Origin of the sequence: Mediannikoviicoccus vaginalis (assembly GCF_928097925.1) — a bacterium.
Taxonomy (GTDB): Bacteria; Bacillota; Clostridia; order Tissierellales; family Peptoniphilaceae; genus Mediannikoviicoccus; species Mediannikoviicoccus vaginalis.
In genome coordinates this window covers 1,803,767-1,821,048 of sequence record NZ_CAKMRI010000001.1, presented here as the reverse complement: position 1 = coordinate 1,821,048, position 17,282 = coordinate 1,803,767, and the positions used below count along the sequence as shown (strand labels likewise).

Genomic DNA, 17,282 nt, shown 5'->3' with positions numbered 1-17,282 from the left:
TATTGGTTCTTTTTCTTTTATTCTAATATAGACTTGAAAAATAATCAACTTTAAGCGCATAAATCTATGATAAAATCGCAAATTTCCATCTAAATTGAGTTTCCTCGTCTAATTGATATCTGATTGAATAGATTTAATATGTCATCCATTTTTGTATTTTCTTTTTCTTCTCCCGACAGGTCTAAAATTATTTCCCCCTCATGAAGCATAATAATTCTATTTCCATATGCTAGGGCATGCTCCAGGTTGTGGGTTACCATAATTGTCGTAAGGTTTCTCTCTTCAACTATTTTTTTAGTTATCTGCATTACCTTCTCCCCTGTCTTTGGATCTAGGGCAGCAGTGTGTTCGTCAAGCACAAGTAGCTCAATGTCTGATAGTGTGGTCATAAGAAGTGACACCGCCTGTCTCTGCCCTCCAGAGAGGTCGTTTATAGTACTGTCCATTTTGTTTTCTAGACCAAGTCCCAGTGGCTTTAACATCTCCACAAACTTTTCTCTGGAACTGTCCTTCATCTTTTTTAAATTCCATGCTTTGTTTTTATTTTCTGCAAGCATTAAATTTTCAAGTACAGTCATATTGGAGCAGTTTCCTAGTGCAGGGTTTTGAAACACCCTTCCAATTTGTCTATATCTCTTGTACTCCTTTTCCTTTGTTAAGTCTTTTCCATTAAAAATAATTTCTCCCGAGTCGGGCAAGGTGTTACCACAGATTAAATTTAATATTGTACTCTTTCCTGATCCGTTACTTCCAATAACCGTTACAAATTCTCCCGTATCTACTTTCAAGTTAAGGTCGTTAAATAGTTCGTTGGGGTTTTTGTTTTTGTTAAAAGTCTTATATATGTGATTAAGCTCTAACATCTTCTTCACCCCTTCTGCTCATTAGTAGTATTATTAGGAAAATAATCGCCGTAATAAGTTTTAAACTATTTGGTGAAAGGCCTATCATTATGGCTATCCCAATTATTCCACGATAGATTATAGCGCCAAGGATAACTTTGCTACTGTCCTTAAGTGGAAACTTTTTAAATAATTTTATTCCAAGTATAACTGATGCAAGGCCTATAATCATTGTCCCTGTTCCCATAGAGATTTCAAAAAATCTTTGGTGCTGCATCATTATGGCTCCTGCCCCACATACAAGGGCATTTGCCATGGAAAGGCCAAGTATTTTTATATTTCCCGGGTCCTTTCCTAAAAGTATTACAAGTGTTTGGTTGTTCCCAGTGGTCTTTAGTAAATATCCTGACTTTGTATTTAAATAAAGGTCCAAAAATATTTTAAAAACTGCTGCTATTAAAAATAAAATTAATAGCCTTTTATATTGCCCTGAAAACTTTAAATTGTTTACAAAGTCGTTGTTAAAAATTGTCTTTTCGTTAAATATTGCTACATTAGACTTTCCTGCAACAAATAAATTTATGGTGTATAGCCCCGTCATTACAATTATTCCTGAAAGTAAATCTTGTACTTTTAGTTTTACATTTATTATGGCAGTTATAAAACCTGCTAAGGCTCCTGCCACAATTGCCATTAAAACTGAAACAACTCCACTAAATCCATTTAAAATAAAATAGGTGGATATGGCAGCTCCCAGCGGAAAGGTCCCGTCCACTGAAAGGTCTGGAAAGTCTAATATTTCATATGTTATATAAATTCCCAAGGACATTATTCCGAAGATTAGTCCCTGTTCTAAAATTCCAAGTAATATATTCATCATTCACCTACTGAAAACTTTCTACTGCTCTTTGTTCAATCTCTTCTGTAAGCTCTATACCAAGCTTTTCAAAAGTAGATTTATTTATATATAGATTTGGGTTTTTGAAAATTTCATACTTTGTCTCTGACGCTTTTATTTCCCCTTTAAGTACCTTTGCCGCCATAATTCCAGTTTGCTTTCCAAGTTCCAAATAGTCTATGCCTTCCGCTGCAATACAACCAAGTTTAACCTGCTCTATCTCTGATCCAAATACTGGAATCTTCTTTTCATTTGCCTTGTCCAGTATTAATGGAAGTGAGTTTACCACATTGTTGTCTAAAATATTTGTCATTACATCAACTTTTGAAAGAATATTATCAGTTGCCATTGGTATGTCTGAAGACTGAGTAACTGCCTGTGCAACTAAATTAAATCCATAGTTCTTTGCATACTTTTCATATATTTTTATAGTTGAAATTGAACTTGACTCAGAGCTGGTATAAAGTATTCCAAGGTTCTTTGCCTCTGGAAGTATCTCTCTTATGGTAGCAAGTTGTGCTTCCACTGGTAGTTCGTCTGAAGTTCCAGTTACATTTCCCGTTGGGCTTTTGTCTTCATTTGCAAGTTTTGCTTCCACAGGATCTGTAATGGCAGTGTACACCATTGGTATATCACTATCCATAGCCGCATTATAAGTTGCCATGGCAGATGGAGTTGCTATTGCAACTAGTAAATCATTTTTGCCACTTGCTAACTTTTGACCGATTTGGTTTGCAATTGACACATCCGCGTCTGCGTTGTTATAGTCGATGGTCAAGTTCTTTCCCTCTTCAATACCTTCGCTCTTAAGGCCTTCAATAAGTCCTTCTCTACAGTTGTTTAGCGACTGATGCTGTGCAAATTGATTGATGCCAATGGAATAATTTTTATCTCCACCACCATTTTGATTTTGATTGCAAGATGTTAATACCAATAAACTTAATAAAATTCCTAATATTTTCTTCATTTCTTCCTCCTATATTTTCTTGGAAGAAATCATAAAAAAAACTTTCATCCCAAAAGGGACAAAAGTTATTTGTTATACCACCCGTAAGTTCTTCCAAGGATACAATTAGAAACACCACAATATCCCCCTCGTTGATAACGGATGAGGCTCCCGTCAGCTAGTACTCGTTTCCTTTCCCTCTGCCCTCCAGAGACCATTCTATGCAAATAATTTCATCGCCCTTCCACCTACGGCAACTCGCTGTCAAATATCTTTACATATACTCTTCTCTATCATCGGTTTTTTATCATGATACAGCATTAAAACATTTTTGTCAATACTAATTAAAAACTTTTCCCATTACCTCTTTTAAATTATTACATTGAATGACTTTTAAGTTTTCAAATGACTTTAAATTTTCATGGCTGTTAGATATAATCGCTTTGCTATATCCAAGTCTATCCAGTTCCAAAAGCCTTTGTTCAATTTGCGGTGTCCTCTTTAATTCTCCTGTAAGTCCAACTTCTGCCACAAACACAGTGCCCAGTGGTATTGGCTTGTTGTACATAGCCGAAAGAATACTCATAATGATTGCAAGGTTTACTGCCTGTTCCGAAAGTCTAATTCCTCCCGTTACTTTTATAATTACATTTTTGTCGTAAAGGGAAACGCCACCCCTCTCTTCCAAAATAGAGATAAGTGTATTAAGTTGATCCTTTCGTAAACTGTCCCCAATTCTCGTTGGGTATGGAGCAAATGATTTTGAAACCAGTGCTTCAATCTCCACAATCATCATCCTGGAGCCTTCTTTTATAATTGACAGTGCCGATCCCGGCGCAGGGTTTTCTCTTTTTGTTATAAAGAAGTCCGCCATATTTTCAATCTCTTTAATTCCATCTTCAGTCATATTAAATAGACCAATCTCTCCAGTTCGACCAAATCTATTCTTGGTTGCCATTAAAACCCTTAGCGGTTCGTCAGACTCCCCTTCGAGGTAAATTACAGTGTCAACAAGATGTTCCAGTGTTCTAAGTCCTGCCATCTCGTCATTTTTAGTCATGTGTCCAATCATAAACACCGCCCTTGGCCTGGACTTGTTCTTTGCCACTTCCACCAATGCATTGGCGCACTCAACAGTTTGTATTGGAGAACCTGCTCTTGATGTATACTCTTGCAGAGTAAAGGTTTGAATGGAGTCAATAAAGATTACATCTGGGTCAATATCTCTAATGGATAATAGTGCATTGTCCATGGAGTTTGTTGACACAATCCAAATATTGTCTCTAATTTCATCCATAATCCTATTTGCCCTAGACTTTATTTGTGACACCGACTCCTCCCCGGAAATATAAAGTGTCTTAATACCCTTTTTAGAAAGGTCGTTTGCCAGTTCCAAAAACAGTGTGGACTTTCCCGCACCAGGCCTTGCCGTAAGTATTGTGACACAGTCTCGAACGATTCCCCCACCAAGCACACGGTTGAATTCATTTGAGCCTGTTATAATTCTCTTTGAGTTATCTATTTCAACATCCTTTAACTTTAAAGGCTTTTTATATTCTGTACTTAATTTTTTTCCTGCAGATACTTCTTCAAAGGTTTCAACTTCCTTTAGTGAACCCCATGTATCGCACGAAGGGCATTTGCCAGTCCATGACACCGTTTCATATCCACATTTATTACATTTAAAAGTTGTCTTTTTCTTCATATAGCACCTCCCTCTTATTCTATAAGATAATTGAACAATATTAAAGGGTAAAAAAAGAAGGCCCATGGCCCTCTTTCTAAACTATTGTTTCTTCCAAATCCTCTTTTGGTTCTTCTTTTTTATCTAAATGTATTAATATATTTTTTCTAATACATCCTCATAAGATATTTTCTTCAGGCTTCCATTTTCTAAAAGCAATATTTCATCATAGTATTTTAAACTCTCATCTATCTTATGTCTTATTGAGATAACAGTCTTATCCAAACTGTTAATTGTTTTCTCTACTGATAATGCATGTTCAATATCTAAATTTGATGTTATTTCATCAAATAAAAATACATCACTATCTCGAAGTAACGCTCTTGCTAATTGAATTCTTTGTCTTTCTCCTCCAGATAAAGTAATTTTTGATTCCGCAAATATGGTATCGCTTTTTTCTGGAAGACTATTAATTCTATCATAAATGTTTGCATTAATTAGAGCTTTTTTATATTCTTCATCAGAATAAAAATCGTAAAGACAAATATTATATTTTAAAGTATTAGAAAACATGAACAGATTCTGACTAACTTTTTGAAAGATGTTATTAATAGCTTTTTTATTAAGATCTTTAACTTTAATGTCATCTATTAAAATCTCTCCTTGGGTAGGAGTTAATTCACCTATCAACAGTTTAAATAAAGTTGATTTACCTGTGCCAGATTTTCCTAATATTGCATATTTCTTATTCTTCTCAAAAATTAAGTTTGCATTTGAAAATATTTGATGCTCCCCATAGGAGAATGACACATTATTTAAAACTATAGAATTTTCTAAATTGTTTTTTTCCTTGTCTCCATACCTTCTATCTTGAGTTTTTATTTTTTCTATTTGTTTAAATATCTCACTATTTGCATTTAGTTCGTTTTTAGAACTTAAAATATTCGATATAGGTTCCTGAATAAAACTCATTAATTGTCCTATTAGTAAAATTACCCCTATGCTTAAATAACCTTTTAAAATAAGTATTGCCGTAAATATTATTACTAAAATTTGACTGATAAAAGTAATACCAAAAAGAGAATTATTAGCTATTTGGCTAAATCTACTATATTTAAACAAACTTTTTTCAGATTTTTCAATAAATGAATATGCATCCCTAACCAACACATCTTCAATAGAATAAGATTTTATCGTCTCTATGCCATTTAAGGTATTAGAAATTTGGTTATTCATTTCTCCTATATCCTTAACTTGAACCTCTCTTCTAATACTTAGTCCTTTACTAAATAATTTTGGAAGAATACTTAAGATTATGGAAAAAACCAAAACCATAGATGCTATTTTTACGTCTAAATAATATAAACTTATAATTGCAAAAATAAGCAAAACACCATTTTCAGCTATAGAAAAGCACATATTTATTTTAGATGAAACTGCAAGATTTAAATCATTTGTTAAAAATGAAATAGTTTCTCCTGAATTATTAACTTCTGCAGACCTCAAAATTTCAGAATAAATTTCTTCTGAAATTTCTCCAAGTTCAAAGGCAGTTAACCTCCTTTGCATAAAGCTTTTTAAAAAATACGAAAGAGACATAAGAAATATTATTACTAAAGCTTTCAGTACAGAATTTTTAAACATTAAATTGTTTTTCAGTTCCACTAAATCTAATATGTTTTTAAGGGAAAAAACCACGTAAATATTTAATGCTGTGTAAATTAAAATAGAAAGCATTGAAAAAATAATCAATTTAGATTTTTTACTTATTTTTATCATATGCATCGTCCTTATCATTTAAACAGTAACTTTTTGAATCAAAAACTCTAACTATTCCATTTTCAAAATGTATTACATAATCGTATTGTCTAATAAAATTTTCATCATAACTGTGGCTTATATTTAATATTGTTTTGTCTTCAAGACTTAATAACATTTTTTCAATTTGCTCTTGAGTCTTTTTATCTATTGACGAAAAAGGTTCATCCACTAGCAATACATTTCCATTTTTATACAAAGCTCTGGCAATACCGATTCTCTTTTTCTCTCCCCCAGAAATATTTGAACCATCTCCCTTAATGACTGTGTTTATACCCTTATCTAATTTTGATACAAAATCTGAAAGACCAGATGTTTTTATAGCTTCTGCTAATCTTTTTTCATCATAATTTTCTTCAAATGTAATATTAAATCCAACCGACTTTTCAAAAATATAAGTTTCTTGTAATACAGGAACAAATTCTTTATTCCATTCCTGCGTTGTTATTTCATTAGTATTCTTACTATCTACAAAAATATTACCTGAGAAATTTTCAATCCATTTCATTAATATTTTAAAAAACGTAGATTTTCCACTACCACTTTCTCCTATGATAAGATATTTGTTGTTCTTGTAAATTTCTAAATTTACATCTTCTAAAATTCTATTTTCTCCATCATAGGAAAAACTTAAATTCTCAATACTAATCTTATCTTTAAAACTAAAATTCTTGTCTTTTTCTATGATTTTATCTTCGGTTAATTCACTTAATAATTTTTCCCTAATAGATTTAGTTGAATTCATATAAATTTTGTTATTAATAATATCAATAACTGGAGATTTAATACTGTTTGTAAGTTGGGAAGCCACAAAAATTGCACCTATTGATATTAAACCTCTATTATGTAAGAGTACACCACTTGACAAAATAACTGCATACATTAGAAATCCAGAAAATATGGATGATGCGACAATTAAATTTTGAATATCCATCAACTTATTTCCACTTTCTAATAAATTATTTTTGTATTTTGAAAAATCTTCTATAAAATTATCTTCTATATGATAATCTCTTATAGTTTCAACGCCTAAAACTCCTTCTTTGACAAAAGAAATATAATCCTCAGATGCCTTAGAATTTACGACTCTTTGTCTATCCATATAACCTTCAAAAAACTTTGGTATTAAATATGGAATAAAGGCAGAAAGAATTGCTATGATTAAAAATACATAGTGTATGTTGGTTATGGAAATTGATGCCCCTAATAACAGCAACACACTGTCCATCATTAATAGTTTAGAATTTAAATAATTACCCCTAAGTGTTTCAATATCACTATATAATAAATTATGATAATATGACGGAGCGTTTTTCTTAAACTCACCAAGTTTCTTGTTTAATATCTTGTTATATAAAATAGTCCTATATTTTCCTGATTTGTTGCTAACTAAATATACTCTATATGAATTTTTAATTGTGACGCTACCCATGGCAAGAACTACAATTAAAATTAACTTCATACTATAAATTAGCAAATTATCCATTAAAGTTTTGTCATATATCTTATTAATAATATCTCCTGAAATAAAGGATAATCTTATTGTTAAGAAATTTGAAATAATAGAAACCAAGAAAAAAATAGTAATATCTTTAAAATTAAATTTAATTTTTTCCACTAATTATAGCCTCCATGTTATCTAATAAACCGTTAAATTGCATGTATTACTAATCTTAATTTGTGCATTTGTCATATCTGAATTAGTAATATTTCCATTTTGCATTTTTATTTTTTATTCTTCTCAAGAAAATAAATTTATATATAAATCTAAAATCATGATTAATTTCATTATTAAAATCAAAATTATTAATGTAAACCTGTAGGATCTGTTCCAATGCCACATGCTCCAATCACATACCACATAACGGAAATACAATTTATATATTTCTATTAATTATTTCTAACATGATGATCCTACTTTCTTTTTTATATTATATTCATAATACCAATAGTTAATTGGTTAAGTCAAATTAATTTATATTCATTTATTTTTTAATTTTAAGTTACTACCATACTAAAGCTAAAAAATTTTCTATAATAGAAAGTCAAAAAAAGAAGGCCCATGGCCCTCTTTCTAAACTGTTATCTCTTCCAAATCCTCTTTTGGTTCTTCTTTTTTATTAAATTTGATTTTGCCTTTAACAACTTTTATTTCAATTAAGTCAGATTTTTTCACTTCTCCACTTAGTACCGCTTCTGCCAGTGAGTCCTCTATCTTTGTTCTAATAACTCTTTCAAGAGGTCTTGCTCCATACTCCTTGTCAAAGCCTTCCTTGGCAACAAATTTAACAAGACTATCTCCATATGTCACGCTGATGTCTAGCTTTTGAAGTCTTTCTGCCATTTCATCTAGCATAATTGAAGACACCTTTGCCACATCTTTTTCAGTAAGGTTTTTAAACAGTATTGTCTCGTCAAGTCTATTTAAGAACTCTGGTCTAAAGTTTCTCTTAAGTGCTTCACTGATTATTTCTTTATTTCTTTCATACTCTTCCTTTTCAACATCTTCTCCAGAAGAGAATCCTAAACTGTTTTTCTTTTGTAAGTCACTTGCCCCCACATTTGATGTCATTATTAAAATTGTGTTTTTAAAGTCGATGACTCTACCCTGTGAATCGGTTAGTCTACCATCGTCAAGCACTTGTAAAAGGGTGTTGAATACATCGGGATGTGCCTTTTCAATTTCGTCAAATAGTACCACTGAATAAGGCTTTCTTCTAACTGCTTCCGTTAACTGTCCACCTTCTTCATAACCAACATATCCTGGAGGAGAACCTATTAGTCTTGATACGGAGAATTTTTCCATATACTCTGACATATCGATTCTAATCATGGCCTCTTCGCCACCAAAAAGTTCCTTTGCAAGGCTCTTTGCCAAGTAGGTCTTACCAACTCCAGTTGGTCCCACAAATATAAAGGATCCTATTGGCTTGTCCGGATTTTTAAGTCCAACCCTTGCTCTCTTTATTGCTTTTGAAATGGAGTCGATAGCTTCATCCTGTCCAATTACAATCTTCTTTAAATTCTTGTCTAAGTTCAAATATTTTTCGCTTTCTTCCTTGGTCATGGAAGTTACTGGTACATTTGACCAGTCAGAAACAATGATGGCAATGTCTTCAAAGCCAATGCTCATGTCTCTTGTGGACTTTTGCATCTTCCACTCCTCTTGAACTTTTTCTAGAGTCTCTCTCTTTTCTCTAATTTCGTCACGAAGCTTAGCCGCTTTTTCAAAGTCCTGAGTTGATACTGCCTGTTCTTTTTTGCTCTTTAACATATCAACTTCTTCTTGCATGTCTTTTATATCAGGTGGTGCAATATAATTTTTTATTCTTATCTTTGAGCAGGCTTCATCAATCAAATCTATTGCCTTATCCGGTAAAAATCTGTCTGTAATATATCTTGCAGAAAGTTCCACCGCCGCATCTATTGATTCATCGGTAATCTTAACCTTATGATGGGCTTCAAACTTATCCCTTATTCCCTTTAAGATGGTCTTTGATTCTTCGATGCTAGGTTGTTCCACAACTATTGGTTGAAGTCTTCTTTCAAGGGCTTGGTCCTTTTCAATATGCTTTCTATATTCATCAATGGTTGTTGCGCCGATGATTTGTAAGTCCCCTCTCGCTAGGTTTGGCTTTAATATATTTGCCGCATCAAGGGCTCCCTCTGATCCTCCGGCGCCGATTAAAGTGTGGAACTCGTCAATGAATAGGATTATATCATCCTTTTTCATCAACTCTTCGATTACGCCCTTAATTCTCTCTTCAAAGTCACCTCTGTACTTGGTTCCTGCAACCATTCCTGCAAGGTCAAGAGATACAATCTCCTTATCCTTAATAATTTCAGGAATATCTCCCTCAACAATCCTTTGAGCAAGACCTTCTGCAATTGCAGTTTTACCTACTCCAGGCTCTCCAATAAGCACTGGATTATTTTTAGTTCTTCTTAATAGAACCTGAATTAATCTTTCTATCTCCTTGTCCCTTCCAACAACTGGATCAATCTTGCCCTCTTTAGCAAGTTCATTTAAATTTTTAGTAAACTTGTCCACCAAGGACTTTTCCTTTTTTTTACCTTGACCAGTCTGTTGATTAGATTCTTTTTTGTCGGAGAAGTGTTTCTTTAACTCCTGTCTGATTAAATCTTTGTCAACTCCAGTCACATTCATCATGTATGATGAAAATGAGTCATCGTCATCAACAAGGGCCATTAGAATATGTTCCGTTCCAACAAATATTGAGCCTGCATTTCTTGCAAAGTTTCTGCTACTCTCCATCATCCTCTTAACCCTTGGTGTTAGAGTTTCTGGAACTGAAACAGAATTTCCTATTCCAATGCTCTGTAAGATTACTTTATATAAATTTTCATATACCGCGCCAGCTCTTTCCAAAATTTCCGTATCTTCTGTTTCCAGTTTCATAAAGGCAAGCAGTACATGTTCCGTACCAATATAGTCGTGTTTAAAATTAAAAGCTTCCTGGGCAGCTCTGCTCAAGAGCTTTTCAACATTTCCAAAATTTTTCGCCATAATAGCTCCTTTCTTAGACTACTTTAAGTTCTCCAAGTCCGATTTAAGCTTATTTATTTCATCTCGAAGTTCACAAGCTCCTTCAAAGTCTTCCTTTTCAATAGAATCTTTTAGAGCCTCTTCCTTTTTTTCTATCTTATTAACGAGAATTTTAATCTCCACATTTTCTTCTTCGTTGGCTTCAGAACCATTTGCCATATTCTTTAAAAATTCGTCATCAAGCCTGTCCTTAAATGTTGTGTAACATTCGGAACAGCCAAACTTTTTGTCTTCAAGTATATCTTCTAAAGTTTTAAAACAATTTGGACATTTATCCAAGGTCTTTTGCTCTTCTCTATTATTTTTCATATTCATAATGTCGAAGTTTATCTTCACATTAAGAGCTTCCTTTAAAAGATCTGTAATAGCTTGACCTTCATCACTCTTAATAAAATCTTTAAACTTGCTAAAATCTATTCCGTTTTCATCTTGCGGAAATATTTCATTCATATATTTTGAATAACAATCCTTACATAGATTCATCACTCTATGTTTTTCTCCATCATAAAAATGAATTTCAAAAGTAGATTCATTATTACATTTATCGCATTTCATAAGTTACCTCCTATCTTAGAAAAGCTAAGAGCATGTTACGAAGTAAATCTGCACGTACAACATTTCTAATGTTGTTGTCCACATTTGTAAGTGCAGTGTCTTCAAGTGCATGTATAATAAGCCTGCCTTCTCTTTTAGTTAGTACTTCTTCTTCGTATAGACTCTTCACTATACTATTGGCCTTGTCCTTAGTTATACTAGTGCCAATAACTTCGTTTATAAGCTCATCAATATAACCAACTTCACTAAAAGCAAGCTTTGTAATTTTTATATACCCGCTTCCTCCTCGTCTACTCTCAATATAATATCCCTTGTATGGAGTAAACCTTGTTGTTAGTACATAATTTATTTGAGAAGGAGCGCAGTTAAACTGACTTGCCAAGTCATTTCTACCTATTTCCAAAATTCCATCTTCAGTTTGTGAGAGTAATTCTTTTAAAAAACTTTCTATTGAATTACTTAATCCTGCCATGGTTCCACCCCTAACTTTGACTTTCTTTGACCTAGTTTATAAAAAAAATTTCTCTGTATGTTTATTATATCATAATGAGATAAATTTTCAATAATGAGAAATAAAATGGTTTCAAAAAAGGTCAACCCATATGGGTCGACCTTTAATTTTATTCTTCCGTACCTGCTTGTTCTATAATTTTTTCTGCAACATTTGATGGAACTTCTTCATATCTTTCAAATTCCATTTCAAAGTCCCCTCTTGCCTGTGTCATTGAACGAAGGTCAATTGAGTATTCAAAAAGTTCTGCATGTGGAGCTTCCGCTGTAACAACTTGTGTTCCGTCTTCTTGTGAATCCATTCCAAGAATTCTACCACGTCTCTTGTTCATGTCTCCCATAACATCACCCATGTACTCTTCTGGAACTGTAATAACTATTTTCATTATAGGTTCAAGTAGTACTGGTTTTGCTTCTTTAATACCTTTTCTGAAGGCAAGTTGCGCTGCCATCTTAAATGCCATTTCGTTTGAGTCAACTGGATGGTATGATCCATCATAAAGTGTTGCTTTGATATTAACTACTGGGTATCCTGCCAATGGTCCCTTTTCAAGTGACTCTATTAAACCTTTTTCAACTGCAGGGAAGTAGTTCTTTGGAACTGCACCACCGAATACTTCTTCTTCGAAAACAAAGTCTTCTTCTGTTGGTTCGAATCTAATAAATACATCACCATATTGTCCTGCACCACCAGATTGTTTCTTGTGTTTACCTTGAACATCTGATTTGCCCTTGATAGTTTCTCTATATGCAATCTTAAGTGGAATTATTTCTGTTCCAACGCCAAATTCATCTTTAAGTCTATTTAGTATTGATTGTAGTTGAACATTACCTTGTCCACCGATTACAAGTTGTTTTGTTTCAGGATTTCTTTCAACATTAAGACTTGGATCTTCCTCTTGTAGTTTTGAAAGTGCAGATGAAATCTTGTCTTCATCTCCCTTTGAAACCGGTTCAATGGCAATGTAGTATGATGCTTTTGGAACCTTTAGCGCCTTGTACTCTATTGGATGAGCCTTTGTGCAAAGTGTGTCCCCAGTTTCTGTAATGCTAAGTTTTGAAATAGCACCAATGTCCCCTGCAACAACTTCGTTTGTTTCTATTTGCTCTTTACCTCTAATGTAGAATAGGTTACCAATTTTTTCTGTCTTGTCTTTATTTGCATTATATATTTCAGTGTCTTTAGTAAGCTTTCCTGAAACAACTTTAAATATGGAAATCTTTCCTACAAATGGGTCAGTTATAGTTTTGAATACAACTGCTGAAAGTGGTTCATCAGGATGAACTCCTCTGTAGTTTCCATCTTCAAGTCTAAATCCATATTTTGCTCTTTCATCTGAAGGCGCTGGCATAAATTCGGTTATTGTTTCAAGAAGTATATCGATACCTGCTCCCGTATCTGTTGAACCTGCCACTAGAGGAACTGCTGATCCTTCTAGAAGCGCAGTTGTTATACCTTCCATAAGTTCTTCGTGGTTAAACTCTTCACCATCGAAATACTTGTTCATAAGCTCTTCGTCACTTTCTGCAACGATTTCAACTATTTCGCCATAAACAACTTCAACTTCGTCAACTCTATTTTCAGGAATAGGAACTTCTTTTCTTGTAAATCCATCATATTCATATGCTTTTTTGTTTAATACGTCAATAAGTCCTGTAAAGTTTTCGCCTTCACCCATTGTAAGTGTAAAAGGAATAACTTTTTTATCAAAATTTATATGAAGATCGGAGACTATTTTGTTTAGATTTGCATTTTCTTTCTCCATCTTATTTACGAATATTATTCTTGGTAATTGAATTTCCTTTGTATAATTAAGAACTTTTTCAGTTCCAACTTCTATTCCACTTGAAGAGTCTATTAATACAAGTGCCGCTTCAGAAGCTCTTAGTGCTGAGTAAACTTCGTTCTTAAAGTCGAAATATCCCGGAGTGTCTATTAGATTTACTTTGAAACCGTCATATTCTATTGGGATAACGGTTGTATTGATTGAAGAGCCCCTCTTTATCTCTTCCTTTGAAAAGTCAGAAACGGTGTTTCCCTCTTCAACTTTACCTATACGTTTAGTCACGCCAGTGATGTTTAACATCGATTCGATTAAGCTAGTTTTACCAACTCCACTATGCCCAACTAAACATAAATTTCTAATCTTATCTGTTGTATATGTTTTCATCTTTACCTCCCGTTAATTTACCTTACTCTGATTATACCATGAAAACAATTTCTTTTGTATTAAAATCTAATTTTTTTATGATTGATTAATAGAGCTTTGTTATAAAGATGTATTATCTACATTTAAAAAGCCGGTACAATGTACCGACCTTCTCTATTTTTTATCAACTTCATATTCAGATGTGTTTACTGGTAGGTTTTTTCTAGCTAGGATGTATTCTATAAGTTCTTTTACTAAGCCGAAAATGACTGCAAAAATTGGAACACCTATAATCATTCCTATTATTCCAAACATGGATCCACCAATTATAATTGCAAACAGTATCCAAAATGAATTTATTCCTATGGAGTCAGAGTGAATTCTTGGCTTTATAACATTTCCATCAAGCTGTTGCCCTATTACAATTGCTATTAAGAATATAAATGCCGCCTTTATATCTTGAACACCAATCATTATAAACACTGGGATTGCTCCAATAATCGGTCCGATATATGGAATCATATTGGTTAGTGCGATTAGTATTCCCATGATAATTACGCCTTCAACCTTTAGGACAAGTAATACTACAGATATTTCTATACCTAAAATAATTGATGCCAATAGGTCACCTGTTAAAGTTTGTTTAACGGTCTTTCCAATGTCCCTTGCAATGCTTATTAACTTTGCTGCGACTTTCTTAGGAAAGATTGCAAAGGTCGCTTTCTTTGACATTGCTCCAAAGTGTTCTTTGTCATTTAAAAGGTATAGTGACACTATAAGTCCAATTCCAAGTTTGAAAAGCACTGAAACAAATCCAGATGCAAAGGAGGTTAATTTTGGTCCAACCTTTGATAAAATACTCTTTAAATATTCTGTTAACTGTGCTATTCGTTCTGTTAAAAAGTCAGATACTTTTTCATTAACACCATACTTGTTGAAAAACTCTCCCCATGACTCAAACTCATTATTTTTTAAATAATCAGATATCATGTCGCTTAACTTTGAAACCGAGTCAACTATTTGTGGAATTAAAAGGGAGAAGAATACAACTATTAAAATAATTACGATTAAGTAAGTAATTATTAGAGATATCATTCTCTTCTTTTTAAAAGAAAGCTTTCTAAATCCACTTATCTTATTTAAATTTCTTTCAATAAAATCCATGGGCATATTTAGTATATATGCAATAACCCCACCATAAATAATTGGTGAAAGTATACTAAATATATTTCCAAATCCCTTTTTAAAACCGTCAAAGCGATAGATTATAAAAAAGAAAAGTATGGAAATAAAGACCGTTAAAAGTCTGTAGAAGAGCTTTGTATTGTCTTCTTTATTAAAATTTATCTTCATTAACTTCTCCTACTTTCCAATTCAGCAACCCTAATAACTTCTTCAGCCACAAAGTCTGCCACTCTTTCATCAAAAACTGAAGGTATAACATATTCAGGATTTAATTCATCTTCTGGAATTAAATTTGCAATTCCAACTGCCGCCGCCATCTTCATCTCTTCAGTAATCTTCTTTGCCCTCGCCTTTAATGCACCTTTGAAAAGTCCTGGGAATGCAAGTACATTGTTAACTTGGTTAGGGAAGTCTGATCTACCTGTTCCAGCAACAAATGCGCCGCCTTTAATGGCCTCTTCATATGGGATTTCCGGCTCAGGATTTGCCATGGCAAATACTATAGGCTTAGTCTTCATACTTCTAACCATTTCGGCGTTAATAACATTTGGCCCAGATACTCCTATAAAGACATCTGCCTTTTTCATGGCTTCTTCCATTGTTATGTCTTCGTCTTCTATATTTGTAATCTCTGCAATTTCCTTTTCTACAAAGTTATAAAATGCAATTTCAGATCTCTTCAATACACCCTTTCTATTAAAGGCATAAATATTTCTAACACCAAGTCTCTTCACCATATTAATTATTGAAAAACCTGCAGCTCCCGTTCCCGAAATAACAACGGTAACATCTTTCGCCTCTTTCTCAGCAAGCTTTAATGAGTTTATCAGTGCAGCTGTAACAACGATGGCAGTACCATGTTGGTCGTCATGAAACACTGGAATGTCAAGCTCTTCAATAAGTCTTCTCTCTATTTCAACGCATCTTGGAGCGGAGATGTCCTCTAGGTTGATTCCACCATAGGTTGGAGCAATATTCTTTATAGTTTGAATAATCTCTTCAGTGTCCTTTGTATTTAAAACCACTGGCACTGCATTTACTCCACCAAACTTTTTAAATAGCACTGACTTTCCTTCCATTACAGGTAGTGCCGCTTCAGGTCCTATGTCACCAAGTCCAAGCACAGCAGTACCGTCGGAGATAACCGCAATTGAATTGCCCTTCCAAGTGTATTCATAAGCAAGGTCCTTGTCCTTTGCTATTTCTCTGCAAGGCTCCGCAACTCCAGGAGTGTATGCAAGTCCAAGTTCTTCCTTGGAATCAATCTTTGCCTTTGATTCTACACTAAGTTTTCCCTTCCAATTTCTGTGAGCTTCTAAGGCTCTTTCGTAAACATCTTTCATTCTATTTCCTCCATAGTATGCAATAAATTCATTGTTTTAACATTATAATTATAACACAAGGATAAAACATAAAATCATAATCAATATTTTTATTCACTATGATAAAATAGTATTAGAATTATACTTGGAGGTATTGATGAAAAAAATTACAAAATTTATTCTATTGTTATTTCTTTTTATAGGCCTTGCTTCGTGCAAAGTCCAAAATAATGTGGAATCAAATATAAAGAGCAGCGAAAATCATATAAATGACCATGACCACGAACATGACCATGAACATGATCATGAACACGAACATGATGTAACAGGTAAAGAGATTGAAACTGAAATAGGAAAGAGGACTATACTTAAAAGTCTAGACGAAATGGATAAAACAATTTCAAATGGCCCGTTTAATTTTAAATTAAATGCAGTTCAGTTAAGTAGTCTCGAAGTAAAAGATGAACATCTAGATGAATTTAAAGGTCAAAAGATGATTTACTTCCTAAATGTAAATATTTTTGTAGAGCATATGTCTAAGGAAGTTCATAGTCTGGACATGAAAAACGCAAAAATAGTTGATTCAAATAATAAAGAGTACCTTCCCGACATGACAAAGTCCGACAACTTTGATGGCGACTTTAACGGAAACTCCATGGACGAAGGAAACTTGACCTTTTTCGTGGATGAATTCGTAACGAAAGATGAAAACTTAAAACTTGTAATCCCACAGGCACTGGACGAAAACGGAAGTAAGATTGGAGACGAGGCTTTATTTAATATAGAATTTGAGAAATAGAAAGTT

Annotated in this window: 13 protein-coding genes; 1 reads left to right on the top strand and 12 read right to left on the bottom strand. The window is 33.3% G+C overall.

Annotation, left to right across the window (positions count from 1 at the left end):
• Window positions 1-89: 89 nt before the first annotated feature.
• The 12 genes from L6651_RS08580 to L6651_RS08525 form a co-directional block, all read right to left on the bottom strand.
• Window positions 90-863 carry an ABC transporter ATP-binding protein gene (locus L6651_RS08580; protein WP_237037510.1) on the bottom strand — a complete coding sequence of 258 codons (774 nt, stop codon included), beginning with the start codon at window positions 861-863 and terminating at the stop codon, window positions 90-92.
• Window positions 850-1,719, bottom strand: a complete 870-nt coding sequence (locus L6651_RS08575; RefSeq protein WP_237037509.1) for an ABC transporter permease — start codon at window positions 1,717-1,719, stop codon at window positions 850-852. Before L6651_RS08575 ends, L6651_RS08580 begins: the two co-directional genes overlap by 14 nt.
• Window positions 1,720-1,726: 7 nt before the next feature.
• Window positions 1,727-2,707, bottom strand: a complete 981-nt coding sequence (locus tag L6651_RS08570; protein WP_237037508.1) for an ABC transporter substrate-binding protein — start codon at window positions 2,705-2,707, stop codon at window positions 1,727-1,729.
• Window positions 2,708-3,026: 319 nt separating this feature from the next.
• Window positions 3,027-4,391 carry a DNA repair protein RadA gene (gene radA / locus L6651_RS08565; RefSeq protein WP_237037507.1) on the bottom strand — a complete coding sequence of 455 codons (1,365 nt, stop codon included), beginning with the start codon at window positions 4,389-4,391 and terminating at the stop codon, window positions 3,027-3,029.
• Window positions 4,392-4,523: 132 nt separating this feature from the next.
• Window positions 4,524-6,149, bottom strand: coding sequence for an ABC transporter ATP-binding protein (locus L6651_RS08560; protein ID WP_237037506.1), 1,626 nt, complete (start codon window positions 6,147-6,149; stop codon window positions 4,524-4,526).
• A complete protein-coding gene (locus L6651_RS08555; protein WP_237037505.1) occupies window positions 6,133-7,806 on the bottom strand; it encodes an ATP-binding cassette domain-containing protein in 1,674 nt (557 codons plus the stop codon). The genes L6651_RS08560 and L6651_RS08555 overlap by 17 nt, the downstream gene beginning before the upstream one ends.
• A gap of 456 nt (window positions 7,807-8,262) precedes the next feature.
• Window positions 8,263-10,716, bottom strand: a complete 2,454-nt coding sequence (locus L6651_RS08550) for an ATP-dependent Clp protease ATP-binding subunit (protein ID WP_237037504.1) — start codon at window positions 10,714-10,716, stop codon at window positions 8,263-8,265.
• An 18-nt stretch (window positions 10,717-10,734) separates the two neighbouring features.
• Window positions 10,735-11,310, bottom strand: coding sequence for a UvrB/UvrC motif-containing protein (locus tag L6651_RS08545; protein WP_237037503.1), 576 nt, complete (start codon window positions 11,308-11,310; stop codon window positions 10,735-10,737).
• A 10-nt stretch (window positions 11,311-11,320) separates the two neighbouring features.
• The gene (locus L6651_RS08540; RefSeq protein WP_237037502.1) at window positions 11,321-11,782 is read right to left on the bottom strand and encodes a CtsR family transcriptional regulator; all 462 of its coding nucleotides are present in this window, start codon (window positions 11,780-11,782) and stop codon (window positions 11,321-11,323) included.
• Between the two features lie 148 nt (window positions 11,783-11,930).
• On the bottom strand, window positions 11,931-13,991 hold the full coding sequence (fusA, locus tag L6651_RS08535) for an elongation factor G (protein ID WP_237037501.1): 2,061 nt from the start codon (window positions 13,989-13,991) through the stop codon (window positions 11,931-11,933).
• A gap of 153 nt (window positions 13,992-14,144) precedes the next feature.
• A complete protein-coding gene (locus L6651_RS08530) occupies window positions 14,145-15,323 on the bottom strand; it encodes an AI-2E family transporter (RefSeq protein WP_237037500.1) in 1,179 nt (392 codons plus the stop codon).
• Window positions 15,323-16,498, bottom strand: coding sequence for an NAD(P)-dependent malic enzyme (locus tag L6651_RS08525; protein WP_237037499.1), 1,176 nt, complete (start codon window positions 16,496-16,498; stop codon window positions 15,323-15,325). Before L6651_RS08525 ends, L6651_RS08530 begins: the two co-directional genes overlap by 1 nt.
• A 136-nt stretch (window positions 16,499-16,634) precedes the next feature.
• On the opposite strand from L6651_RS08525, the gene L6651_RS08520 reads away from it, so the two are divergent.
• Window positions 16,635-17,276 carry a DUF4352 domain-containing protein gene (locus L6651_RS08520; protein WP_237037498.1) on the top strand — a complete coding sequence of 214 codons (642 nt, stop codon included), beginning with the start codon at window positions 16,635-16,637 and terminating at the stop codon, window positions 17,274-17,276.
• Window positions 17,277-17,282 lie beyond the last annotated feature (6 nt).